Source organism: Ornithinibacillus massiliensis (assembly GCF_018310345.1).
GTDB classification, from domain to species: Bacteria; Bacillota; Bacilli; order Bacillales; family Amphibacillaceae; genus Ornithinibacillus; species Ornithinibacillus massiliensis.
Genome location: NZ_JAGXBY010000003.1, coordinates 194,088 through 219,077 on the forward strand (window position 1 = coordinate 194,088; position 24,990 = coordinate 219,077).

The following is a 24,990-nucleotide window of genomic DNA, read 5'->3' on the forward strand; positions in this document are numbered from 1 at the left end:
CTAGAACCATCTTTTTAGTTTTAATTAGACGTTTTTTCCGCTAATGGAAGGTGGATTAAACGGTCATCTTTATCAGTCGGTTCTCCCCGATTATCACGATTACTTGTAATGACAAATAATGCATCCTCTTCAATAAACACATCGCGAAGTCGACCTGCTTCATCATAGAAATCCTCCATCACTTGTGTCGCTATATCATACGTTAAAATTCTTTTCCCAGCTAAAGAAGATATATATAATTGTCCATCATGGTAGGCAATACCAGATGGTGCCCAAGTGTCATCACCTGAATGTACTAGCGGACTAACCATACCCTCCGCCTCTTCATCCCCTTCAATAATCGGCCATCCATAGTTTTTACCTGCTTCAATTATGTTAATTTCATCATGACCATCTTCCCCATGTTCAGAGCTATAAAGAACCCCTTGTTCATCCCAAACCAACCCTTGTGAGTTTCGATGACCATAAGAATAGACATAAGAATCTTCAAATGGATTATCGCTCGGAATCTCACCGTTCAGTTCCATACGTAAGATTTTACCAGCTAAACTATCTAAATCTTGTGCTACAGCACCTTGACCAAGATCACCAGTTGTTGCATAGAGCATACCATCTGGTCCAATTTTAATTCTTCCACCATTATTCATTTCCCCACCGGGAATATTATCCAAAATCACATCTTCTTCTTTCCAAGTGGAACCGTCGAGAGCAAGGGTTACGATACGGTTTACCATTTCACCTTCCTTATCATAGGTATGAAATGCAAATGCTTGTTTTGAATTTTCAAAATCTGGCGCTAATGTAAAACCAAGAAATCCAGACTCTCCCTTATGAAGAATATCTTTTGAAACTTCTACATTTTGAACTTCCACTAATCCAAAATCACTATCAATCGAAACAATCGTTCCATCCCTTTGACTTAAATAGAAGGTCCCTGCGTTTTTATTAATGGTCCATGGAATAAATAATTTATTTGCGTTGATGTTGCCATCATCCGATGCTATGACTTCAATGGAATCCTCAAATACCTGAATTGCGTCCTGGTCATTTTTAGCTTGCTCTTTCTCATTATCCGGGCTGTCAAATACAAATAGGAAGATTATTGCAGCAACTACTAGCACCCCTATTAAACTAACTAAACCATACTTCTTCAAAATTCTTTCACCTCTAATTTATTCTTCGTTCAAGCACGAAGGTATTTATAGTTTTATTATTTCCAAATCTTTATTTAGATATACATATTTTCATAGAAATTGGTTACTATTTTCACAGAATGAAAGCATATTAGCGATACAACGTTATAACAAGTAAATCTATTTTCTACAGCACTGGTTGATATTTTTACTAATGTACATACTATATGTGAATATATCTTACTGGGAGGTTATCATGAGAATCCTTTTAATTACAGGAATCGTAATAGGACCCTTTTTAATGTATTATTTATCCAATACATGGAAGAATATCCGATTCCTATTCCACATTGTTGCTATTATTTCTACCATGGTTTTTGGGATAATCGCTTCTTTATCTATCTACCAAATAATCATCGACAATACAGTGTTAATGACGAATATTCATGCTATTTTTTTAAATCCATTCTTCTTACTGTCAGGATCATATATTGGCCTGTATATGCTATACTTCCTATTGACTTTGACAATGAAGCAATGATTTCTACTTATAAACCGTAGAGGCTAACTAAAGTATAATCGCTCCGGAGATCAAACGATTGTTTGCTCAACTTGGTACAGTCAAGCTCGAGCTCCGCCTAATCATGAGCACTCTTAAACGTGCGCCTCACGCATACAGGAGAAACCGTCTCCGGAGCGAATTTATCATTCGTACTCTGTCAAGGGATGTTCATTATGACGACTTATGGCTTATACATCTCTATCTTCTTCCCTAACGCGAGAAAAATCGTCTTCTTCACCAAACTCAGTACCATAATTAAGTCGTCCAGTACCAGTAGTCTCCCTCTCATCAGCCGGTTCGAATAATAAGGTGATACAATATAAACCACTTAAACCAACTAACGAATAAACAATTCTAGAAAGCAACGCATCTTGCCCACCAAAAAGTGCAGCTACCAAATCAAATTGGAAAAGTCCAATTAAACCCCAGTTAATCGCACCTATGATTACTAGAGCTAATGCAATTCTTCTTAATGCTTCCATCTATTCTTCACCTCCCTTAATCAAAGTAACAGTCATTATTATCATCCACCTTAATGTATTGGTTCATACCAATATATAGCTAAAAATTATGGTTATTTTCTTTCCACTAACGGAATAATGAGAATGATACTGATTAAGGAGTGAGATTAATGACAAAAGATGAACTGAAAATAGCAATCCAGCACATACTAAGCGATAGCAATGTAGGTATTATGGCAACAGTTCAAAACAATAAACCACACGCACGCTATATGACATTTTCTAATGAGGAATTAAATCTTTATACGGCAACAGATGAGAATACACATAAAGTAGACGAATTAGAAAACAACCCTTATACACACATCCTTTTAGGTTATGAAGGAGAAGAATATGGAGATGAGTATGTGGAGTATGAAGGGAAAGTTCATATTTCCGATTCGTTAGAATTAAAACAGAAACTGTGGAATACGAATATGGAGAAATGGTTTGATGGACCACATGACCCAAACTATACCGTATTAGAAATTAAACCTGATCAAATTAGATTAATGAATAAAAAAGGTGAAGAACCAATGATTTTAGACCTATCGTAACCTGTCGTAAGTAGATTTGCTGTTAAGCAGATAATTTGATGTTAAAACGATTTCAGTACTATCATCAAGAAGTAAGAAGATATCGAATTTATCCGAAAGGAAGCGAATCATCTTGGAAAAATATACAAGACAATTTATAGCTGGAGAATGGGTTGAAGGTTCAAGTAATAGTGTGGTTACCAACACGAATCCATATAATAATGAAGTAATAAACGAAATAAAGGGTGCCTCTAAAGAAGACCTTGATCGTGCATTTAAGTCCGCTAAGGAAGCACAGCAAGAATGGGAAGCAAAACTCCCAGATGAAAAGCGTACGATTCTTGAGAAGGCAGCACAAATATTTATTGAACGGAAAGAAGAAGTAATTGATTGGTTAGTAAAAGAATCTGGTAGTACAAGAATAAAAGCGGAAATTGAATGGGGTGGTACGGTCGCTACGTTAAAAGAAGCTGCTTCATTCCCTTATCGTGTCACAGGGTCTATATTACCTTCCAATGTACCTGGAAAAGAAAATCGCATCTATCGTTCCGCTAAAGGTGTGGTAACCGTAATTTGCCCTTGGAATTTCCCATTAGTCTTAACAATGCGCTCCGTTGCTCCTGCGATAGCAACAGGGAATAGTGTCGTACTAAAACCCGCATCATCAACACCTATAACATCCGGATTTTTAATAGCGGATATTTTGGAGCAAGCAGGGTTACCAAAGGGTGTACTAAGTGTTGTCGTAGGTAAAGGCTCAGAAATTGGTGATGATATTGTCGAACATCCTATTTCAAAACTTGTATCATTTACCGGATCTACAGAAGTAGGAAGAAGAATTGGCGAAATTGCTGGACGTACATTGAAGGATGTAGCACTTGAATTAGGTGGAAATAATGTCCTAATTGTACTGAATGATGCTGATATAGAACGGGCAGCCGAAGCAGCTGCATTTGGTGCCTACTTACACCAAGGACAAATATGTATGTCTTTAAACAGAGTGGTAGTAGATGCTAGTATTTATGATAATTTTGTCGAAGTATTTAAAGAAAAGGTAAGTCAATTAAAAGCTGGAGACCCGTCCGATCCAGAAACAGCAGTTGGCCCTTTAATTAACCAAAGTGAAGTTAAAAGGATTCTCAAAGAGATAGAAAATAGTGAGGCCAAAGGTGCAAAAGTAGTTATTGGTGGACAAGCGGAAGGTAACGTACTTTACCCAACCATTCTAAAAGATGTCACAAATGATATGCCTGTTGCCCAAAATGAAATGTTTGGACCGGTATCATCAGTTATAAAAGCTAAGGATGAACAAGATGCCATCCGCATTGCGAACGATTCCCCCTATGGTCTAAGCGGTGCCGTATTTAGTGGTGATATTCATCATGGTGTCAAAGTTGCCAAACAAATTGAAACTGGAATGATTCATGTGAATGACCAATCTGTCAATGAAGAAGCACATGTAGCATTTGGTGGAGAAAAAGGGTCGGGTGTTGGTCGATTCGGTGGCGAATGGGCAATTGAGAAATTCACGACCGTTAAATGGATTAGTGTTCAAGAAGAAGAGCGTTTCTATCCATTCTTTAAACAGTAAAATAAACAAGAAGGAGGGTAAAATCATCCAATGATGACGTTGCCCTCTTTCTTTTGTCCTTAAACCACAGAGGTTAAAAATCATACATCGCTTCTTTTTCATCACGTATTTTCTTATAGGTTTCCATTAGTGTAATCGTATCTTCTACTAAACGATTTATCCGGAATAGGACATCATCATTTCTAATTTCTTTTAAATAGAAATCCTTTTCTTCAATAAATACATAGGTCTGTACTATCTGGGCCTTCATGTAAGCCAAAATAGGTTTTAACTGTTGTTCTGCTATGAGAAAATGTTTCGCCGATCCAGCTGTTACGATCATACTAACTATCTTGTCACGGAATGCATTGATAGGGAGTAAATCAAAAATATTCTTTAAGGTTGCCGGAATAGACGCTTGAAATATAGGTGTTCCTATTATTATAGCGTCAGCTTCCATAATGGTTTTCGTTACATACCCTGTGTCGCCTTCATATTCCAAGTAATTTCGGCCGTCACTAAATTGAATATCATAGTCAGCCAAATCAATTACTGTCACTTCCACATCTGGATATGTTTCAGAAAGAGATTTTACTGCATAATTCATTGCTGTTCTCGTTTTAGATCCAACTTTCGATCCTGACAATCCTACGATTTTCATCTCGTTTACCACCTTATTTCTTTGCTGTATATTTTCTGATTGCTGGTAAAATTTCATTACCAATCAACTCAATATTTTTCATTAATCGGTCAAATGGTACCCCGCCAAAATCAATCTGTGCAATATAGCGCTGGTGTCCAAATTGTTCATGTTGATATAGGATTTTTTCGATAATTTGTTGAGGACTACCTACATTTATAATACTTCGTGAATCAACACTTTGTGCAAATAGCTGCTTGGCAAATCCTTGACCATTTGTTCGCTTCATTCCTTCATTTATATGTGGATACATATCCTTTAAAGCTTGTTGGGACGATTCTGCCGCATAAAAGAATCCCGCTGTGGCAACAGGTAGTTCTTCTGGATTATGTCCACCAAGCCTTGCTGCTTCACGATAGGCATCAATCGTTCGTTTAAACACTGAAACCGGTCCACCTAGATGGGCCATAAACATTCCAATACCAGCATATCCGGCCTTCATCGCACTAGCTGGAGTTCCGCCAACAGCACGCCAAATTGGCATTTTACCATTCTTCGGTCGCGGAAGCACTTTGGCATTTTTTAGTGGGGCACGAAACTCACCGTTCCAATTCACAACTTCTTCTTCATTAATCTGAAGTAGAAGATTAAATTTTTCCTCAAATAACGCTTCATAATCCCGAATATCATAACCTAAAAGTTCAAAAAGTCCCACTCTTGAAGCACGCCCAGCAATAATTTCCGTACGGCCTTTGGAAATTAAATCCAATGTGGCAAAATCCTCATACACTCGTACCGGATCAGACGTTGAGATTATAGTAGATGAACTCGCAATTTTAATGTTTTTTGTTGCTTGTGCTATTGCTGCTAAAACAACAGAATGAGCTTGTGTTGCAAAAAATTCTTGGTGACTTTCCCCAACGCTAAAAAAGTCAATTCCCGCTTGATCGGCAAGCTTAGCATATTCAATAATTTCCTGAATTCTTTCTTCTGCTGATATCCGATCACCTGTTATTGGATTCGGCAAGTGATCTCCTAATGTATAAATACCAAACTCTAGCCCTTTCGCCGGATCGATTCTATACTTTTCCATTTTCCCTTCCGCCTTTCTCACCTGCATTACATTTATGATTAATGGTATAGGTTTAGTGTTCCCTCTTTTATTTATAAGGTATCTTTTATCTTTCTTCTTCCTATGTTATTATGAACAATAGAACCCGCTCTCGCAAGTACGCACTTTAATGTAATATAGTATCAAAAAGGATACTATTGGAGGTGTTTATCATGACGATTGAACCAGAACAGTGCAAAGTAGAAGATGCACTGGGCATTCTAGTAGGAAAATGGAAACCCATTATTTTATTACATCTTTTGGATAAGGGAACCCAACGATTCAGTGAATTAAAACGGAATGTACCCGGCATTACTCAAAAAATGTTAACAAAGCAACTACGTGAGCTAGAGGAAGAAGACATTGTGGAACGAGTCGTATATCCTCAAGTACCACCAAAGGTTGAATATTCTATTACGGAATATGGAAGAAGCTTAGAACCGATCTTATCTGCCATGCATGAGTGGGGAAAGAATCATACACTGCACAAAATGAATAAACAAAGCAAAAAGAGTTCTTAAGCATTTATGAAATGATTTATTAAGGATGCTATGTATAGGATGCTTATAATACATAGTTCAGACTAGGATACCACCCTTTTTAGGAAGAATTTACTCTTCTACTTGATTTTCCAAATAAAGCTATATATAATAAAAAAAACTCAATATCATTAGCAATGAAAAAGGCGTAGTACTTTTACCCACTGATTTCCAGAGAGCTTGTGGCTGGTGTAAACAAGCATCAAGGTAAATAGGAATTGGACTTTAGAGCTTATTTTTAATGAAGTGATCTTAACTGTTTAAGATAATTAGGGTGGCAACGCGGTTCATTCGTCCCTTCGATAAGGGGATAGAATGGGCTTTTTTTATTGTTTAAAATAAAGGAGTGTTTAATATGAAAACCATTTTTTCAGGAATCCAACCGAGTGGTTCGTTAACAATCGGCAATTATGTTGGTGCTATAAGTCAATTCGTTGAGCTACAACATACTCATCAATGTTACTTCTGTATTGTGGACGAACATGCTATCACTGTCCCACAAGATCGCTTGAAACTGCGCCAAAACATCCGCTCTCTTGCAGCATTATATTTGGCAGCTGGAATCGACCCGGAGAAAGCAACCCTCTTTATTCAATCTGAGGTTCCGGCACATACACAGCTAGGCTGGATGATGCAATCCATTAACTATATGGGTGAATTAGAAAGAATGACCCAATTTAAGGATAAATCAGAGGGGAAAGAAGCTGTATCAGCAGCGCTATTCACCTATCCATCCTTAATGGCTGCGGATATCTTGCTCTATCAAGCAGACCTAGTTCCTGTTGGTGATGACCAAAAACAACATTTAGAACTTACGCGTGACTTAGCACAGCGCTTTAACAATCGTTTCTTAGATGTCTTTACCATCCCAGAGATCAGCATCCCTAAAGTCGGTGCTCGCATTATGTCTTTACAAAATCCTACGAAAAAAATGAGTAAATCAGATGAAAATGTGAAAGCATCTATCTTTATGCTGGATGAACCGAAACAAATTGAAAAGAAAATTAAAAGTGCAGTAACAGACTCAGAAGGAATCGTAAAATACGATAAAGAAAATAAACCTGGAGTTTCTAATCTATTAGATATTCATTCTGTATTCTCCGGTGAGACTATTGCTGAGCTAGAACAAAAATATGCGGGTAAAGGTTACGGGGATTTTAAACAAGGTGTAGCCGATGCCGTAATCGCTGTTCTAAAACCAATCCAAGACCGATATCACGAAATCTTAGAGTCCACTGAATTAGACGATATTTTAGATGAAGGTGCAGAAAAAGCATCCCTAGTTGCGAATAAAACGATACAAAAAGCTAAAAAAGCAATGGGACTTGGCCGTGTGAAATAGAAAAATCAGTGAGAACCCTCACTGATTTTTTGATTTTTGTTTGGATGCACCTTCTACTTCATTGTTTTCAAGCTCCCACATTTTCTCCAGGAACGGTTGTCCCTTAATTAACTTCTCACACAGTTCTTCGTGGGCAAGACCCCAACCTGATTTGACACCATCATACAATGCCTGCCAAACCTCATTTTCGTCCATATACCGAATATCTGGATATTTCTTAGGATTCCACTCCGTTAACCAATAACGTAATTCTTCAATATTATTCGATGTACGAAGCTGATCCAATCCCATCATTAGTAATTGCTTCAATTGTCTCTCTCTTCTCGTTAACCCAAATACAAGTTCCGGAGCCATGGAAAGCATATGATACTCTTTTACATAATTAGAATCATCAAATCCAAAGCCCTGTGGTTTCGCTTTTTCAATCATTTCATAGACTAGTTGTTCTTGTCTTGGGATTAACCGACTTTTTCGAATTGGAATTCGATACCCAATCGTATCGAACGCAACTATATCATTACCGTCGGTTACTATACAAGCATAATCTACCACTGATCGTTCTTGCCCCTTGCGAGTATATGCCCGTTTATAAATGGCATCAAGTAAACCTTGAGGTAAGTCATGCATATCATTTTCAATGTATTGATATAGTGAGTCCGTTATGTATAATAATGGCACTTGGTCTAGTAACTCAATTCCGTCATCCTTACGCCATTCATGAAAATAACATACATTATAGCCGTTTTCTTCTCCTTCAAACCAGTTCACCCAAACATCGTGTAAATATAACATACAACACCCCTCACTTCCCAAATGAATCACTCTGAGGTTGTTCAAAAAATTACCATCTATACCATAATTTTTGAACACTCACTTTAAAATACATTATGACCATCATTTAAAAATTTATTCGAGTGTATGCAAAATATGGATTAAGATCGATGAGGAAATGAATATACAACGAATGTCATAAGGAATAAGCCAACGGGGAGAAAATAACATTCCAAACGACCACTTACAAATAGGAAATACTCGGTCCAGGATACACCTGCCGGTAAAAAATTCATATAGGCAATCAATGTAACACCACCGGTAACACTAAGTCCAAATCCGATTAAAAATAAAAGAATATATCCCATACTACAACCACCTATGCTTGTCCTATAGATTATAATTTATTATATGCTAGTTATTTACATGGCATGATAGAAAAGATAGAGGGGGATATTTTTAATGAGGAGATTGTCCCAAATTGTAAGGCACACTATTTCCATTGTAAAGAATATATCTTTATTTTCGGGATTCAAGCTCATGAAACCCATCATTCTCCTAGTATGAAAAAAGACTGACCCATTTAGTCAGTCCTTCACCATTTTATGATTGATATTTCTTAAATATAAGCGATACATTATGCCCACCAAAGCCTAAAGAATTACTTAAGACTACATTAACATCTTGTTTTCTAGCTTCATTTGGCACATAATCTAGATCACAATCTGGATCTTGTGTTTCATAATTAATTGTTGCAGGAACTACTCCATCCTCAATAGACTTAATGGAAATTACTGCCTCTACTCCACCAGCAGCACCTAGTAAGTGACCTGTCATCGATTTAGTTGATGATACGGCGAGTTTATAAGCATGTTCGCCAAAAACAGTTTTAATTGCTTCTGTTTCAAATTTATCATTTAAATCGGTGCTTGTACCATGTGCATTAATATAATCCACTTCTTCTGGCTGTAATCCTGCATCGCGTAGAGCTTGTTGCATTGCTCGAGCAGCACCTTCACCGTGTTCAGCAGGAGCTGTAATATGGTATGCATCTCCAGTAGCACCATAGCCTACTATTTCCGCATAAATATGTGCTCCACGCTCAAGAGCTGATTCTAATGTTTCTAATATCAGAATCCCTGCTCCCTCACCCATTACAAAGCCATCACGGTTCTTATCGAATGGTCGACTAGCTGTCTTCGGATCATCGTTGAAGGACAGTGCTTTTGCAGAACTAAATCCTGCAAATGCCATATTCGTAATTGGAGCTTCTGTACCACCGGCAATAATATAATCTACATCCCCACGTTGTACAGCTTTATACGCATCTCCAATAGAGTTTGCACCAGAAGCACAAGCGGTAACCGAGCAGGAATTAATTCCTTTAGCACCAGTTTGGATCGAAACCTGTCCTGCAGCCATATCCGGAATCATCATCGGGACAAAAAACGGGCTTACACGCTTTGGACCCTTTTCCATAAATTTAGTGAATTGTTCTTCGTATGTTTTCATTCCACCAATACCAGACCCAATCCATACACCAACACGGTGAGCATTCTCATCTGTTATTTCAAGTTTAGCATCCTTTAACGCCATCATCGATGCAGCGACAGCAAACTGGGTGAACGGGTCCATTTTACGAGCATCTTTTTTATCGACATATAGTGTTGGATCAAACTCTTTTACCTCTGCTGCAACTTTTGCTGGAAAATCTTCTTTATTTACTTGTGTTACGAAATCAATTCCAGAATTACCAGCTAGGAGACTTTCCCACATCGTGTTTACATCATTACCTATTGGGGTAACAGCTCCAAGCCCTGTCACTACTACTCTTCTATCAGACATTTCGGTACTCCTCCTAAAATTATTAGAAATTTAAAGAGCAGGCATTACTGGCAGTTATCCATTACCTTCCCCAGCGTAATGCCAATGCTCCCCATGTTAAACCTCCACCAAATCCAACTAATACAATGACATCATTATCACTAATTTTACCATCTTTAACACTTTCTGATAAAGCCATAGGTATAGAAGCAGAAGAATTATTCCCATATTTTGTAATAACCTTAGCCATTCTTTCCTCTGGAATGTCTAATCTTTCCCTCGCCGCTTCCATAATACGAATATTAGCTTGGTGAGGAATTAAATAATCCACATCTTCTTTTTGTAAGCCAGCTTTCTCCAATACATTTAAAGATGATTCAGGCATTTGTCTAACTGCAAATTTGAAGACTTCACGACCATTCATCGTAATAAATCCGTCGTCTTTTTGATATAAATGTTTGCCACCTGAACCGTTGGCACCTAACTCAAAGGAAAGGATTCCTTTTCCTTCTGACACTTCTCCCATAACTGCTGCACCTGCACCATCACCAAATAGTACACATGTATTACGATCTGACCAGTCTGTTATCTTCGAAAGCTTTTCAGCTCCAACAACTAATATATGTTTGTATACTTTTGTTTCGATAAATTGCTTCGCGGTTATCATCCCATACATAAATCCAGCACATGCTGCACTAACATCCATTGCTGCTGCATTCCATGCACCAAGCTTTTCCTGAAGCATGCAAGATACAGATGGAAAAGGTGTATCTGGAGTAACGGTAGCTACTAAAATCAAATCAATATCTTCCGGTTTAATACCAGCATCCTCTATTGCACTTAGTGATGCATGGTAAGCCATATCTGAAGTATCCATATCATCCTCGGCAATTCTTCTCTCCTCTATACCAGTACGAGTACGGATCCATTCATCACTTGTATCTACTATTTTTTCTAAGTCTTTATTCGTTACGACTTTGGAAGGTGTGTAATGCCCTACTCCTATAACTCCAACACCCATATAATACATCCCCTAACATTATAAGTTGTTATCAAATATTATGACTTGGTACTAATTTTAATGCAAAAAAGATAGACTTGCAAGGTCTAATTATCCTTACTAGAAAAATCAAACCGTCAAATTAATATTGATTTGGAAGCAAGCCTGTTTCTTTATACTTCTCAATATAATCAAGTAACCTTTGTTGAAAATACTTTGGGACAGAATTACTGAACTCACCCATTGTAATATAATCATCCGTAAAATCAAATGTCATTATTTCTCCCTTAAGGGATCCTTCGTTGAATTTCTCTGCTGCTAGTACATACAAACGATCAACATGTTGTACTGTACTAGTTAGTACCGTTTCCGGTTCGACATTTATTTGATCAGAAACAAATCCAATAGCATATATACCATCGTCCCCTGCAAGTTTAATGATATCCTCACTAATGGCATCTCCTGCTGGATAAATCACATCCACCTCATGATTTTTTAATCGATCATATGCTTCTATAGCTGCTTCACTATCATTCCAATCATAGATAAATTCCATTCTCACATTAGCTTGTGGATTTTGATACTTTACTCCTTCATAGAAACCTTCTATTTCAGGCTGCCATTGATAAGCAGCGATAATGCCTACTTCTTTAGTCTTCGTTGCACTACTTGCAATCATCCCAGCGAAAAATCCCATTCCATGCGAGTTAAAGTTCATACTTGTTAAATTATTCCTGTAGTAATTCCCATTGAAATAAACGAAGTGAATATCGGTGTAGGTTTGGGATAAATTATAAAATGCTTCTCCATAATTACTACTGTGTCCAAAAATTAGATTGGTCCCTTCCTCCACAAGATCACTTACAGCCTCAGATAATTCAGCCTCCGTACTAACATCTTCTATGACTTCAATTTCAACACCTAGTTTTTTCTCAATCTCTAAAAGGCCATTATAGCCCTTTTGATTCCATGGTTTATCTTCCATTTCCCCTTCCATGATCATAGCTGCTTTATAGAGATTCCCTGATTCTACCTTATTGCTACAACCACTTACTACAATCATTCCAATTATTAATAGTATGGCTATACTATACGTTCTTCTCAAATTCTGCACTCCATTCAGTATCTATCGTATTCATACAAATCTTTATAGCGTCGATAATGAGCTAGTACCTTCCTAATATTTTCTTCTATAGGTATATTGTCACGAATATAAATCGAATTTTCAAGTTTTACCGCTTCATTTAGAAAAACTTTCTTTGAAAGGACACTAAGTTCAGAAGGTTTATTGCTTGAATGGAATAGTGGAGCTGTTGCTTTAACAAAATCTTTAATATAAATAGCATCCGATTGAAATTCCTTTGAATGAAAGCGAACATTTCGATTTCCTACCTTAATTTCTACCTCCGTCATTTCCATCCATTCTCCAAAAAGGATAGGTGCGTTAATTACTATAGCATTGGAAAGCTTATTTTTCATTTCTCTCGTTCTAATTTGAATTATTCTTTCCGCATGAAGTGCTAATTCTGTACCTCCAACGACTAACGCAACAGGGTCCTTCGGAATATTATTTGCTGGAATCAAGCTAAACAAACTATTCCTACCGACTAACATATGGAGATTTTCTTTTTTCTCCGAATCAATTTTGTCTATTCCGTTTACTTCTATACCCTTTTCTAAAAAGTAATGAACATAATGATACCCAATCCAAGAAAAACAATTATAAATGCTAATCGACATGGGCAGCCTCCTCTCTATGTAAACTATGAAGAAATACTTTTCATTTATGTGTGCATTTGGTAAACTTAATAAAGAAATTGTGTATTACGCTAAATTAAAAGTAGATTAGAAATTGAGGTGTTACATATGCGTTACATTGCAACCATTCTTTGGGCTGTATTAATAACGTTCGTACTATCCTACGTACTATCCAGTATGGGTGGAGGATCATTAGACCTTGTAGCTACATTAGTAATGGCAGCGATTCTTTCCATTGCTATCTTCATTCTAGGAGACGGTTTATTGAAGGAGAAAAAAGAGCAGTAACTCGTCTCGAAAGTAAAACCCTTGCCTTGAACTACATGGCAAGGGTTTGCTACTTCCCGGTTTTTACAATTAATAATTTAATACCAAGGTAATAAGGTTAAGGCAGTAAGTGCTGCAAGTGGTAACACTAGTCGATTAAACCTTCTACGTGGTCCACCGTAAAAGCCTCCATAGCCTGGGAAACCAAACCCTGGAAAGCCATACCCCGGATAACCATATCCAAACTGACGCTGATCTAACATGTATGGCTGTAATTGCGGAGTTGCTTCACTATCAATTGGTATAGCAAAGTAAACATAATCATCGTCTAAACCAGTTATGATACCATCAAAGCTGGTACCGTCATCTAATTGGGCTAATACATAAGAATGCATATGTGTTTTACATAAATCATAAACCTGTTTTTTATGAGTCATTTTGATCGACCTCCTCATCAACTAGACTATTCATATGCCTAATTAGAGGTGACAGTATTAGCCAATTTAGTAACTGATAACTAGGGAGAGTATAAAAAATGGAAAATTTATTGGATTTACTTAGATATTTATTTTTAGGCTTACTACAAGGATTTACTGAACCAATTCCTATTTCATCAAGTGGCCATCTTATATTAGCACGTGATCTATTAGGAGTAGGTACACCGGGAATATCCTTTGAAGCATTTGTAAACTTCGGTTCACTAATAGCTGTTATTATGGTTTATTTCAAAGACATCGTTCGATTAATAAAAAACGGGTTCCGTTACATCGTTTCTCGTGATCCTGATGCTAAAAGTGATTTCCAGTTTATTCTCATGCTAATTGTAGCAACAATACCTACAGGTATACTAGGAATAGTATTGAAAGATGTGGTAGGGGATATAAGTAAGCCATTTTTAGTAGGTATTACATTAATCATTACCGGTATTGCCCTTTGGATAATTCGTAATTTACGTGGTAAAAAGGGGGATAAACAAATTACGGTAAAAGATGCGGTAATTGCTGGCCTTGCGCAGTCTGTAGCATTATTCCCAGGAATTAGCCGATCTGGAGCAACCATTGCCGCCGCTATGTTACTCGGAATGAAACAGGAAACAGCACTTCGTTTCTCATTCCTATTATATATTCCAGTTAGTTTAGGGGTTGGGTTGCTTTCTGCTAAGGATATTGTAACTGATCCAGAATTAAACACATTAATGATTCCGTATTTAATTGCATTTATTGCATCCATTATCGCGACATACTTTGCGCTTAAATGGTTTATGAATATTATGGCAAAAGGAAACCTAAAATACTTTGCATTCTACTGCTTCGTGGTAGGTGCTTTCGCATTATTCTTCTTGAGATAAACATAAAACAATCCCCTACCACGATTAAAATGGTAGGGGATTGTTTTATGTGTTGGCATATTAATTTACGGTATAGCCAAATTATTAATCCGGAATTCCTAGAGCAATTTTTGCGTAACGAGACATTCTTTCTTTGCCCCATGGTGGATCCCAAACAATATTAACTCTTGTTTCTTTTACTTCTGGTAAATCATATAGAGCGCGTTGTACGTCAGCTTCAATATGTGCAGAAAGTGGGCATCCCATTGCTGTAAGTGTCATTGTTACTGTACATACACCATCATCATCAAGATCTACATCATATATTAACCCAAGGTTGACAATATCAATACCTAATTCGGGGTCAATAACATTTTCAAGAGCTCCCATGAGATTTTCTTTTAATGCTTCATCCATGGTCTTCCCTCCTTATTCTTTCATATCTTCATTTAAACACATTTTGCTTGTTTTTTAAATGATTTGCATCACAGATGCTTATCAAACCATTTGACCGTTTCTAAAATAGCATACCTGCTGACCTTATGACCTCGGCCTTCTTCACGAATAAACTTTATTTTATCATGATCGTGATACTCGTTCCTTACCTGTTGATAAAAGCTATGGGAGTGATCAAATGGAACTGTAGGATCTTGATCTCCATGCCAAAATAGTACAGGCCTTTTATTTAATTTCTCAACTTGAAGCGATAAATCATAATCCGCAAGCGAATCATACAACTGTGAAACTTCCTGTTCCGTTAATGGGAGACCTCCAGCCTTCGAATAGAATGCCACCAGTTCTCTTGCGAAAGTAGTAATTTTGGGAGATCCCATTAATACTCCGGCTGCTTTAATCCAAGGAAACTGGGTTAAGGCTGCAGCGGTTGTAATTCCACCCATACTCGTTCCAGCAATGCCAATTCTTTCATCTAAAATTAAGCGTTTTTCCTCTAATTCCACCTTAATGCTATGTAGATCCTTCAGATTTTGTAACACAATATGGAATAAAAAGTAACGAACATCCGATACTTCATCTGTCTCTCTCTCACCATGATACAAACTATCAGGCAATATAACTCGCATCCCTTTTTCTGCCAATAAAAAAGCCAGTGGTAAATTATGTTCCTTTGCACTTGTTATACCGTGAAAATACACGATTGTTGGTAGAGAAGCTTCAGCTTTCTCTGTATCAACTACAACTAAACTTGGGACTCCTCCAACACTTTTTTTAGTTATTCCAATCATCTGCATAATCCCCTTATTTGTCCTGTTAATAATATGATAGTATTTTTTTACAAATAGTTAAACTAATTTAACGTAAAGATTACTTTATATTCCTTTACATCTGTGGTAAACACGAATAAACTTAATTCATATGAGGTGAGTATATGACAAAACAACAACATTTAATCGCGTTAGATTTAGACGGTACATTACTTTCTGACAATAAGGTCATTAGTGAAAAAAATAAGAAAGTCATTTCTAAAGCCATGGCAGATGGACATATTGTCGTGATTGCTACTGGTAGACCACATCGTGCAAGCATTCAATATTATCATGAACTAGGATTAAAAACCCCAATGGTCAATTTTAATGGTGCATTAATACATCATCCAGAAGATAAAAAGTGGGATGTTCTTCACAATCCAATGCCTAAAAGAACTGCTCTAAGTATTGTCCAAGCTTGTTATGACTTAGATGTCTATAATGTTTTGGCAGAAGTAAAAGATCAAGTTTATCTTGATAAATATAGTCAAGATTTAATCGATATCTTTTATGAAACAGGAGATGACACCCCTTTTATTATTGGAAATTTAAAGAGTAAGTTAAGCGAAGATCCTACTTCCCTGTTAATCCATCCTAAAGAGGATCATATCACATCATTACGTGACCATTTAGATGAATATCATGCAGAAGTAATCGAACATCGAAAATGGGGTGCTCCATGGAATGTGATTGAAATCGTCAAAAAAGGGATTAATAAAGCAGTAGGTTTACAAAAAATTGCACATTATTATCAAATCCCAAAGAGCCGCATTATTGCATTTGGCGATGAGGATAATGATTTAGAAATGATTGATTATGCAGGTGTCGGAGTTGCGATGGGTAATGCGATTGAACCGTTAAAATCCATTGCCAACCATGTAACGATTACCAATGAGGAAAGTGGCATTGGCTTGTTCTTAGAAGAATACTTAAGCCTTAATTCGAATGTAAAGTAAAAACAGGTGTACCGTAATTTACCTACTATAAAAAAACTTCATCATTCCATACTAATAGTGAACGTAAAAAACGTTCACTTTTTTGTTGGCAGATAGGAGAGTATAAAAATCTCACCTGCCAGCATCAGAAAAACAAACACATTCGAACGAATGCTAGTTTTTCTAAGGAGGAATCTTACTTGGGCAAAGGGAGTAAATCAAAAAGATTCAGCCAACAAAGCGCAGATGCTGTAAAAAGACATGCAGAGAAATTCCCATATCGTTCTAACTTCACCGAAGCAGAACGAAAACGGGATGAAGCAGATAATCATACAGTAGGAGGATTCTAAATGCAAAAAAATCTATTCCAACAAGCCAAAGATGCCGTTACCCAATTTACAAGTAATATAACTGGTGGCAACGCTTCAGAACAAGATAAACAAGCCGCTCATAATGCGATCCAAGCTGCTATGAATGATGCGACACCAGAAGAAAAACAACAATTACAACAATTACAACAGCAATTGGAACAGGATCAACTTAGCTAGCCTCCATAAAGATTTGCCCAATTTACTAACTTAAAAAGCTTGTGATGGTAATATCCAATTCATTCTTCGGATGAAGAGGAATTGCTGATGAAACAAGCTGTAGGTTGAAGGTGCTCTTAAGGGAGCACCTTTTCCTTATTTTCCTTTTTTCTTCCCCACTTTTCTGCTAATATAGATTTAAAAGGATTCATGTGGAGGTAGAACAAATGGGAGTAAGAGCTGAATCAACACCAAATCCAAACGCAATTAAATTTACGACAGACAAGCTCATCTTTGAAGGGACAAACAGTATTTCCGTTATGCCAGGTGATACAAGTGAACATGAAATAATGAATGATTTATTGAAACTTGAAGGTGTAGATAACGTATTCGGTTATCAAAATTTCATTACTGTTAACAAAAGCTTTGATGCAGAATGGGACGAGGTTACCCCGAAAGTGAAAGAAGTTTTTGAAAAGCATGGTTATTAATACATGTAAGAAAAAACTAGAATTCCATTGTATGATGAATTCTAGTTTTTTCTATATAAGTAGCCCTATCCTGTTGGCAAAAACTTAAGTGCTAGCTAGGAATTATATTGTTTTTCTTTCAAATCCAATGGAATATAATTTGGGTTGACTATTTTACCGTCTTCCCCTTTCGTGTACATCTTTACGATGACCACCTCATCTTGCTCTTTCATTTCATCAATAATTTCTATACGGAAGCTGAAATCGCTCCACTCACCATCAACTGTAACTTTCTCTTCTTCTTTTAAAATGTGATCCTCTTGTTCCACCTGAAAATAAAATTCATCATTGGATGCATTCACGTTTCCGGTAATGATTGCTTGGTTATTTTCAATTTGAATATCCACATTTTGAAAATTGGCATATACCTCATGTGTAGTTTCTGTGATTGGATCTGAAGCCTTATCAGGTTGATTTCCACATGATGAAAGGATAAAAACAGTACTTATAATCATAAACGCTTTTTTCATTTACATCATTTCCCCTTACTCTTTTCGAAAGAATCCATAAATTCCAGCGGTCTGGACAATATTCGTGAACGCTTCTGGATCTACTTCTTTAATAATTTTTTCTAAATCATATAATTCATATCGTGTAATAACTAGGTATAGCATATGTTTATCTTGATTCGTATAAGCTCCCACAGCAGGTAAGATGGTGATTCCCCGAACCATCGTGTCATGAATTGCTTTTTGTAATTCTTTCGCTTTTTTCGTTACAATCATTGCTGTTAATTTGTTATAACGAGTATGTATCGTATCAATTACTCGTGTTGTCACATAAAGCGCAACCATTGTATATAATGCATTCTCTGGTTCGTAAAGAATTCCTGCAAGTGCAATAATAACAGCGTTCAAGGAAATAAAATAAACACCAATCGGTTTATCATTCATACGAGATAACACCATGGCAACAATGTCCATTCCACCTGTAGATGCACCAATTTTCAAGGTAATTCCTACACCGATTCCTGCTACTAGCCCACCAAATACTGCATTCAAAATAATATCACTAGATAGTTGAACAATTGGTAGGAATTGTAGAAATATCGAAGAAAAGATTACCGAAACGATACTATAGATTGTAAATCCTTTTCCAACTTTAAACCAGCCTAGAATAAATACAGGTATGTTAAGTAGAAATAACAGAATACCTGTTGATACATTCACTCCTATAAAATCATTAAATACACTGGAGATTAGCTGGGCAGTTCCAGTAAATCCGCTAGCATATACATTAGCACTTTCTAAAAATAAATTTAAAGATAAGGCATTCAGTAAGGAACCTATAATAACAATTAAAATACGTTTCGCCTCTATTAAAAACATAACAGTCTCCTTTTATTAACAATAATTTTGACTATAACACATTATAACTATAAACTAAACATAATATAATATTTGTAAAGAATTGAGGGTGATAGTGATGACTAATGTTACAATTATGGCAGATTCAGCTAGTGACCTTACCAAAGACTACTTCACTGAATATGACATGGAAATGGTCTCCTTAACGGTTCATTTAGAGGATAAGGATTATAAAGATGGGATCGATATTACACCTAAGAACGTTTTTGATGCGATGCGTGAAGGAAAATCCCCAAAGACTTCCCAGGTTTCGCCACAGACTTTTAAATCTATTTTCACCGAATATGCCAAGTCTAATCAAACATTGATCTATTTGGCTTTTTCTTCAGAGCTTTCTGGTACATATCAGACAGCAAAAATGATGGAACAGGAAGTAAAAGAAGACTATCCTGATGCAGACATATCCATTATCGATACAAAATGCGCTTCGATTGGTTATGGTTTAGTTGTGCTAAATGCGGCTCGATTAGCTAAAGAGGGTAAAAGAAAAGAAGAAATTATCGATGATGCGAAAAAACGGGCACTTCATATGGAACACATCTTCACGGTGGATGACCTAGAATATTTAAAACGTGGTGGAAGAGTAAGTAAAACAGCAGCCTTTGTTGGAACCTTATTAAATATTAAGCCCATCCTTCATGTGGAAGACGGCAAATTAATCCCTCTCGAAAAGATGCGTGGGACGAAAAAGCTTCTTAGCCGTATGGTTGAATTGATGGAAGAACGTGGTGGTAATTTCGAAAACCAAGTAATTGGTATTAGTCATGGTGATGACCTAGAACGAGCAGAGGCACTTGCGAAAATGATTAAAGATAAATTTGGCGTAAAAGAAGTTGTTATCGAATTTGTTGGCTCTGCAATTGGTGCTCACTCTGGTCCTGGAACACTCGCACTATTTTTCTTAAATAAATCATTCCAATAAAAATTCAGGAAGCATGTGGAATAGTACTATTTTCTACATGCTTCTTTTCTTTAGTTAACTTTCCCTCTATCAGCAAGTCAGGTAAATCTTCATTTGAGCTACGATTACGATATTTTATTGGGATCTTGAAACATAATTGAAATTGTCTACGTCTTATTTGTAAAGGTTCATTTTTCCTATACAAATGAGGTGGAGAATGTGTATAAAAGGATAGTATTAATCAGTATCGTTGCCATTATTGGTGTTTGGTTACTCGTGGTGTATGGATTCTCTAGCAAGATTACAGCAGAGATTCCATCTGCCTCTAGTTTTGTTCCAACATTTAAAGATTGGACCATACACTTTTCAGAATCGATGGATCCGAAGAGCTTTACGGAAGAAACCGTCATCGTTACAAATAATCAAGGTGAACGAATTGCAACCAAGATGGAGTGGAATGATTCATACACGGTACTAACAATTTTCGCACCTGAGAATGGTTATACTGTTGATGAATCGTATGATATTACCATTACTAGTAATGTCAAAACCGCAGACGGTGATAAACTCGCCAAGCCATTACAACATGCCTTCACTGCAGTAACACAGTTACCTAACATTAAAGATCAAAAACAACTTCTCACGTTATTGAAAGAACGAATGACACAACAAAATGAAAGGAACCAAAGCTTCTCTACCATGCAGGAAGAATCTGCGGATATTGCTGCTGATGCAAGTAGCGGTCATATGGGAGACGGTGAAAGCTCTACGACAAATGTTCAAGTAGAAGGAGTAGATGAAGGAGACATCATAAAGACTGATGGCAATTCTCTTTTCTTCGTACGTGATGGAGATATTCTCATCACATCAACAGATAAGGAAAACAGCCAATTATTAAGCCAAATAAAAGTGGAGAATTATTACCCACAAGAAATTTACCTACATCATGACCTTTTAATTGTCATTGGAGAAAAATCAGAACCACTTCGAGATAAGGAATTAAACTCAACGAAAAATAAAGTTGGTATCGTAGAGCCTATTTTCTTCAGCCAGACTTCTACCTTAATTTATGATGTCAAAGATCCTCAAAATCCAAAACAAATACGTGAAGTGAGTCAAGAAGGGTATTACAGTTCGTCCAGAATACTAGATGGTTATTTATATTTAATTGCTAATGAATATCCTCCATACCATATTTTAAGTTCAAATGAGGATGTAGATGTAAGGCCATTTATAAAGGATTCTACTGTTGGTGACGAAAGCAAACCTGTTGCTTTTCATGATATATATTTCTTTCCAGATAGTACGGAGGAACAATTTCTAATTCTTACTTCCATAGACCTTGACGATATGGAAAAGGAAGCAAATATGGAGACCTACCTTGGTGCATCTCAGCAAATCTATATGTCTCATAACAATCTTTATGTAGCGGTTAATAAATATAAGGAAATTGAGAATGAAATAACCGAAAATGATGGAACCGACACTAGTGAAGATGTCTCTAGTGACATGATGATTTGGCTCCCAAGGGAAGCAGATACTGAAATTTCACAGTTCCAAATTGAGGAAGGTACGTTGACATACCATGCATCAACTATAGTAAGTGGTACACTAGTCAACCAATTTGCAATGGATGAACGAAATGGAATATTCCGAGTAGCGACGACTAAAGGGAATACTTGGGATGAAGAGACGTTATCTACTAACAATTTATATACGTTTGATGAAAATTTAAAGCCTGTTGGGGCTATAGAGGGATTAGCTGAAGGCGAACGGATTTACAGTGTTCGCTTTATGGATGAGGTAGCCTATATGGTTACATTTAAAGAAGTAGATCCACTGTTTGTCATCGATTTACAAGATCCATCGAAACCAACTGTTCTCGGAGAATTAAAGATTCCTGGGTTTAGTAACTACCTGCATCCGCTCGATGAGAATCATGTCATAGGATTTGGGCAAGAAACGAAACTTGAGAAAGAAAACGGAATGAGCGAACCAATCGTTCTTACAGATGGATTAAAGATTTCCGTCTTTGATGTAACCGATCCAACCAACCCGAAGGAAAAATTTTCAGAAGTAATTGGTCAAGGCGGTTCCTATTCTGAACTACTTTATAATCATAAAGTACTGTATAAGCATCCAACAGAAAATATTTATGGCTTTCCTGCAACACTATCCGAAACAAAGACGGTCCATAAAGGAGATATAAGCTACGAGGAATACAGTGTTATTTTCGAAGGGGCATTACTTTATGAAATCACTCCAGATGGGATTCGTCTATTGGATACGATTACACACCAGGAAACGTTTAACAACTATCCAGAATGGACTTCTGAGATTAAAAGAATTGTTTCGGTAGAGGATACCATTTTCAGCTTATCTTGGGATCAAATGAAGGTGTATGATTTGAAGCAAAAGCAAATGTTGAAAACGATAGAATTACCTGAGCTATCGTTTGCATATTGAGGATTGGTAAAGACCGGGACAAAACTAAAACAAAGGTAATAAAAAACGAACAAATTACCACATTAGCCCCGGAAATATACCGAGACTCCTGTGGGAGGAAAGGCATCGGTGAGACCCCAGAGGAGCATTAGCTCTGAGGAGGCTCACCAGCCGCCCGACGGTAAAGAAGACACTGCGAGGTCTTTTCGAGCAGATGTCGCACTTATACTGTGATAAAGTGTAAAGAAGACACTGCGAGGTCTTTTCGAGCAGATGTCGCCCTTGTACTGGAAGCAACCGCAAGTATATTTCCGGGGCGGATTTGATGCGCTAACTTTAATATTCGGTTTATCCTATGTTAGAAATAGTTTTGTCCCAACCTCTCATTTTTTACAATTTCACATAAAGCGTTTAAGTAAGTCCCTCTCCAATAATAAGAAACTTTTTATCATTATATCCCACACTGAAACATATACATTTTATACAGTTGTACTAGCAGCTTTTTGACAAGGAGGGCATTATATGCTAATCAATGAATTAGTTTCTGACTATGAAATGGAACGAAAAGAATCTCCTAAAACATTGAACGATATATTAGATTACTATCAAAAGAAATATATTGCAGGAGAAATAGATATTCGATTCTATCGTGATGTATACAACTATTTACACCAGCAAGGTGCCACCTCCGCACATGAATACATCTACTAATATTAAATTCCTTGCCAAGGCTTTTCCTTTCCCCAAAAAAGCCAGATGTTAGAACAAGTCTATCACCTGGCTTTTTAAGCTCTTTTCTATTAATTTTTTATCCTCAGGGTAGGCATGCTCAATACCCCCTAAATCCTCTAATGATAACCATGCCATCTCCTCAATTAATTGGTCAGGATCATTAATTCCACTACTGTTACTAATCCTATCCACTTTAAAATAATGTGTCGTAACGGAAATACCCTGCTTAACAACTTTTTTAACAAGAATTTCTTCTTTAATTGTAACAGTGTAACCTGTTTCCTCTTTCAACTCCCGTATACAACAAATCTCTGGTGTCTCTCCTTCCTCTATGCCACCAGAAGGGACTGCCCATTGATTGCTCCCTTTTGCTCTAACCATTAACACTTCCCCATTATCATTGATACAAATAGCCGCTGACCCTCTCCACTCCTCCATCTTTTAAACTCCTTTCTCCTTATCTTGAACTGTATCTAGCAGAGCAACTTTCAGATTATTGGAATCCCTCCATTGATAATAAACCTCAAGATGCCAACGATTGGTTAATCGGTTATAATGATTTTCATCTATCCACTGATGTAATTCTTCATATGACTTCATAATTCCCGTGGTAGGCCCCCGGTGTTCCCAAACAGCATAGCTTTGAGCTGGAATGGTTAACGTCACCATCCCTTCAGGTATATCTTCAAATGTTTCTACTTCCATACAAGCCCAATAACCGTCTTCCTCATCCGTATCACTATCCACTACGAACGCTCCTATTTGTCTAGACGGATTTTTTAAATGCTTTATTTTCCCTTTCTCTTGCTCCAACTGTCTTACTGCTTTTGGAATTTCCACACTATACTGATCACCTGGGCATAAAACCCTATAACCAACAAGCTTTAATTCATCTAAACGTGTAACCGTTTTATTATTTAATATATTCTCTTTCAATTGAGCTTCCCCCTTATTTTTAAATAGATAATCAAGCAATCTATTATCCACCTCATCATTAGTGCCAATTTCCTTCACCATATCCCATAGTATAATGCCTGATGTTTCTTCATTTTCATGAAAATCCTCGAGCCTATCTACATAAGCAAAATAAACTGGGTTATATTTCAATGTACCTTCATCGATATTCTGTGACTTAAGAAGTCCTGTAAATGTCATATCACTAATTTGCTGACCAGCCTCCTCATAAAGTTCACGGATTGCACATTGTTTAGCGCTTTCCTGACCCTCTCGACTTCCAGCTGGAATTTCCCACTGATTTCGCCATTTATTAAAACAAAGCAAAAACTTATCTTCGCATTGTAAAATAGCATAGGATCCTGCTAGCATCCCGAAGCTACTCATATCTTTTTCTTCCAGTATTAAAAAATCCAGAAATCGAAAACCATTATTCTTCCTCTTTACCATTACT

General features: G+C 36.9%; 31 protein-coding genes and 1 other annotated feature. Of the genes, 14 read left to right on the forward strand and 17 right to left on the reverse strand.

The window, feature by feature from the left end; genetic code table 11:
* Positions 1-20: 20 nt before the first annotated feature.
* Complete coding sequence (locus KGF86_RS09570) at positions 21-1,154, reverse strand: PQQ-dependent sugar dehydrogenase (protein ID WP_186871373.1); 1,134 nt, start codon at positions 1,152-1,154, stop codon at positions 21-23.
* 235 nt (positions 1,155-1,389) lie between these two features.
* Between KGF86_RS09570 and KGF86_RS09575 the strand changes: the two genes are divergently transcribed.
* A complete protein-coding gene (locus KGF86_RS09575) occupies positions 1,390-1,674 on the forward strand; it encodes a transposase (RefSeq protein ID WP_186871374.1) in 285 nt (94 codons plus the stop codon).
* A 209-nt stretch (positions 1,675-1,883) separates the two neighbouring features.
* On the opposite strand, the gene KGF86_RS09580 is transcribed toward KGF86_RS09575, so the two are convergent.
* A complete protein-coding gene (locus KGF86_RS09580; RefSeq protein ID WP_186871375.1) occupies positions 1,884-2,177 on the reverse strand; it encodes a DUF378 domain-containing protein in 294 nt (97 codons plus the stop codon).
* A 149-nt stretch (positions 2,178-2,326) separates the two neighbouring features.
* On the opposite strand from KGF86_RS09580, the gene KGF86_RS09585 reads away from it, so the two are divergent.
* Together KGF86_RS09585 and KGF86_RS09590 are read left to right on the forward strand one after the other, a co-directional pair.
* On the forward strand, positions 2,327-2,752 hold the full coding sequence (locus KGF86_RS09585) for a pyridoxamine 5'-phosphate oxidase family protein (protein WP_211741701.1): 426 nt from the start codon (positions 2,327-2,329) through the stop codon (positions 2,750-2,752).
* A 112-nt stretch (positions 2,753-2,864) separates the two neighbouring features.
* Entirely contained in the window at positions 2,865-4,322 is a 1,458-nt protein-coding gene (locus KGF86_RS09590; RefSeq protein ID WP_246521446.1) for an aldehyde dehydrogenase family protein, read from the forward strand.
* 73 nt (positions 4,323-4,395) lie between these two features.
* Here KGF86_RS09590 and KGF86_RS09595 read toward each other — a convergent pair whose 3' ends face one another.
* Positions 4,396-4,962: an NADPH-dependent FMN reductase gene (locus KGF86_RS09595; RefSeq protein ID WP_186871377.1), complete on the reverse strand. Its 567-nt coding sequence runs from the start codon at positions 4,960-4,962 to the stop codon at positions 4,396-4,398.
* 13 nt (positions 4,963-4,975) lie between these two features.
* Positions 4,976-6,034 (reverse strand): LLM class flavin-dependent oxidoreductase, encoded by a 1,059-nt coding sequence (locus KGF86_RS09600; protein WP_186871378.1) that lies wholly within the window; start codon positions 6,032-6,034, stop codon positions 4,976-4,978.
* 191 nt (positions 6,035-6,225) lie between these two features.
* Between KGF86_RS09600 and KGF86_RS09605 the strand changes: the two genes are divergently transcribed.
* Both KGF86_RS09605 and trpS read left to right on the forward strand, forming a co-directional pair.
* Positions 6,226-6,573 (forward strand): winged helix-turn-helix transcriptional regulator, encoded by a 348-nt coding sequence (locus KGF86_RS09605; protein ID WP_186871379.1) that lies wholly within the window; start codon positions 6,226-6,228, stop codon positions 6,571-6,573.
* 146 nt (positions 6,574-6,719) lie between these two features.
* Positions 6,720-6,893, forward strand: a binding site (T-box leader).
* A 53-nt stretch (positions 6,894-6,946) separates the two neighbouring features.
* Positions 6,947-7,933: a tryptophan--tRNA ligase gene (trpS, locus tag KGF86_RS09610; RefSeq protein WP_211741702.1), complete on the forward strand. Its 987-nt coding sequence runs from the start codon at positions 6,947-6,949 to the stop codon at positions 7,931-7,933.
* An 18-nt stretch (positions 7,934-7,951) separates the two neighbouring features.
* Here trpS and KGF86_RS09615 read toward each other — a convergent pair whose 3' ends face one another.
* The 6 genes from KGF86_RS09615 to KGF86_RS09640 form a co-directional block, all read right to left on the reverse strand.
* Positions 7,952-8,725: a YjbA family protein gene (locus KGF86_RS09615; protein WP_211741703.1), complete on the reverse strand. Its 774-nt coding sequence runs from the start codon at positions 8,723-8,725 to the stop codon at positions 7,952-7,954.
* A gap of 140 nt (positions 8,726-8,865) precedes the next feature.
* Positions 8,866-9,072 (reverse strand): YuzI family membrane protein, encoded by a 207-nt coding sequence (locus KGF86_RS09620; RefSeq protein ID WP_186869389.1) that lies wholly within the window; start codon positions 9,070-9,072, stop codon positions 8,866-8,868.
* Positions 9,073-9,307: 235 nt separating this feature from the next.
* Positions 9,308-10,549: a beta-ketoacyl-ACP synthase II gene (fabF, locus tag KGF86_RS09625; protein ID WP_211741704.1), complete on the reverse strand. Its 1,242-nt coding sequence runs from the start codon at positions 10,547-10,549 to the stop codon at positions 9,308-9,310.
* A gap of 61 nt (positions 10,550-10,610) precedes the next feature.
* Entirely contained in the window at positions 10,611-11,549 is a 939-nt protein-coding gene (locus tag KGF86_RS09630) for a beta-ketoacyl-ACP synthase III (RefSeq protein ID WP_186869387.1), read from the reverse strand.
* Between the two features lie 121 nt (positions 11,550-11,670).
* Complete coding sequence (locus KGF86_RS09635; RefSeq protein WP_211741705.1) at positions 11,671-12,633, reverse strand: BMP family ABC transporter substrate-binding protein; 963 nt, start codon at positions 12,631-12,633, stop codon at positions 11,671-11,673.
* Positions 12,634-12,647: 14 nt separating this feature from the next.
* Positions 12,648-13,268 (reverse strand): hypothetical protein, encoded by a 621-nt coding sequence (locus KGF86_RS09640; RefSeq protein ID WP_211741706.1) that lies wholly within the window; start codon positions 13,266-13,268, stop codon positions 12,648-12,650.
* 126 nt (positions 13,269-13,394) lie between these two features.
* Here KGF86_RS09640 and KGF86_RS09645 point away from each other — a divergent pair, with 126 nt between their 5' ends.
* Positions 13,395-13,574, forward strand: a complete 180-nt coding sequence (locus KGF86_RS09645) for a YjzD family protein (RefSeq protein WP_186869384.1) — start codon at positions 13,395-13,397, stop codon at positions 13,572-13,574.
* A gap of 77 nt (positions 13,575-13,651) precedes the next feature.
* Here KGF86_RS09645 and KGF86_RS09650 read toward each other — a convergent pair whose 3' ends face one another.
* Complete coding sequence (locus KGF86_RS09650) at positions 13,652-13,990, reverse strand: hypothetical protein (protein WP_211741707.1); 339 nt, start codon at positions 13,988-13,990, stop codon at positions 13,652-13,654.
* 98 nt (positions 13,991-14,088) lie between these two features.
* Between KGF86_RS09650 and KGF86_RS09655 the strand changes: the two genes are divergently transcribed.
* Positions 14,089-14,901, forward strand: coding sequence for an undecaprenyl-diphosphate phosphatase (locus tag KGF86_RS09655; RefSeq protein WP_211741708.1), 813 nt, complete (start codon positions 14,089-14,091; stop codon positions 14,899-14,901).
* A gap of 84 nt (positions 14,902-14,985) precedes the next feature.
* Here KGF86_RS09655 and KGF86_RS09660 read toward each other — a convergent pair whose 3' ends face one another.
* Both KGF86_RS09660 and KGF86_RS09665 read right to left on the reverse strand, forming a co-directional pair.
* On the reverse strand, positions 14,986-15,297 hold the full coding sequence (locus KGF86_RS09660; protein WP_186869381.1) for a metal-sulfur cluster assembly factor: 312 nt from the start codon (positions 15,295-15,297) through the stop codon (positions 14,986-14,988).
* A gap of 68 nt (positions 15,298-15,365) precedes the next feature.
* On the reverse strand, positions 15,366-16,124 hold the full coding sequence (locus tag KGF86_RS09665) for a prolyl oligopeptidase family serine peptidase (RefSeq protein ID WP_211741709.1): 759 nt from the start codon (positions 16,122-16,124) through the stop codon (positions 15,366-15,368).
* A gap of 143 nt (positions 16,125-16,267) precedes the next feature.
* Here KGF86_RS09665 and KGF86_RS09670 point away from each other — a divergent pair, with 143 nt between their 5' ends.
* The 4 genes from KGF86_RS09670 (at position 16,268) to KGF86_RS09685 (ending at position 18,098) form a co-directional block, all read left to right on the forward strand.
* Positions 16,268-17,101 carry a Cof-type HAD-IIB family hydrolase gene (locus KGF86_RS09670; RefSeq protein WP_211741710.1) on the forward strand — a complete coding sequence of 278 codons (834 nt, stop codon included), beginning with the start codon at positions 16,268-16,270 and terminating at the stop codon, positions 17,099-17,101.
* Between the two features lie 179 nt (positions 17,102-17,280).
* Positions 17,281-17,430, forward strand: a complete 150-nt coding sequence (locus KGF86_RS09675; protein ID WP_211741711.1) for a hypothetical protein — start codon at positions 17,281-17,283, stop codon at positions 17,428-17,430.
* Positions 17,431-17,628 carry a DUF3813 domain-containing protein gene (locus KGF86_RS09680; protein WP_211741712.1) on the forward strand — a complete coding sequence of 66 codons (198 nt, stop codon included), beginning with the start codon at positions 17,431-17,433 and terminating at the stop codon, positions 17,626-17,628.
* 206 nt (positions 17,629-17,834) lie between these two features.
* Positions 17,835-18,098, forward strand: a complete 264-nt coding sequence (locus KGF86_RS09685) for a NifU N-terminal domain-containing protein (RefSeq protein WP_186869376.1) — start codon at positions 17,835-17,837, stop codon at positions 18,096-18,098.
* Positions 18,099-18,193: 95 nt separating this feature from the next.
* Here KGF86_RS09685 and KGF86_RS09690 read toward each other — a convergent pair whose 3' ends face one another.
* A complete protein-coding gene (locus KGF86_RS09690; RefSeq protein ID WP_211741713.1) occupies positions 18,194-18,607 on the reverse strand; it encodes a hypothetical protein in 414 nt (137 codons plus the stop codon).
* 15 nt (positions 18,608-18,622) lie between these two features.
* The gene (locus tag KGF86_RS09695; protein ID WP_211741714.1) at positions 18,623-19,465 is read right to left on the reverse strand and encodes a YitT family protein; all 843 of its coding nucleotides are present in this window, start codon (positions 19,463-19,465) and stop codon (positions 18,623-18,625) included.
* Between the two features lie 97 nt (positions 19,466-19,562).
* Here KGF86_RS09695 and KGF86_RS09700 point away from each other — a divergent pair, with 97 nt between their 5' ends.
* The 3 genes from KGF86_RS09700 to yppF all read left to right on the forward strand — a co-directional run bounded on the left by KGF86_RS09700 (position 19,563) and on the right by yppF (position 23,561).
* Positions 19,563-20,426: a DegV family protein gene (locus tag KGF86_RS09700; RefSeq protein ID WP_211741715.1), complete on the forward strand. Its 864-nt coding sequence runs from the start codon at positions 19,563-19,565 to the stop codon at positions 20,424-20,426.
* Between the two features lie 198 nt (positions 20,427-20,624).
* On the forward strand, positions 20,625-22,871 hold the full coding sequence (locus KGF86_RS09705) for a beta-propeller domain-containing protein (RefSeq protein ID WP_211741716.1): 2,247 nt from the start codon (positions 20,625-20,627) through the stop codon (positions 22,869-22,871).
* Between the two features lie 501 nt (positions 22,872-23,372).
* Positions 23,373-23,561, forward strand: coding sequence for a YppF family protein (gene yppF, locus KGF86_RS09710; RefSeq protein ID WP_211741717.1), 189 nt, complete (start codon positions 23,373-23,375; stop codon positions 23,559-23,561).
* A 48-nt stretch (positions 23,562-23,609) separates the two neighbouring features.
* Here the strand turns inward: yppF and KGF86_RS09715 are convergent, their stop codons facing one another.
* Positions 23,610-24,020, reverse strand: coding sequence for an NUDIX hydrolase (locus KGF86_RS09715; protein ID WP_211741718.1), 411 nt, complete (start codon positions 24,018-24,020; stop codon positions 23,610-23,612).
* Between the two features lie 3 nt (positions 24,021-24,023).
* Positions 24,024-24,986 (reverse strand): effector binding domain-containing protein, encoded by a 963-nt coding sequence (locus tag KGF86_RS19580; protein ID WP_343221444.1) that lies wholly within the window; start codon positions 24,984-24,986, stop codon positions 24,024-24,026.
* Positions 24,987-24,990: the final 4 nt, after the last annotated feature.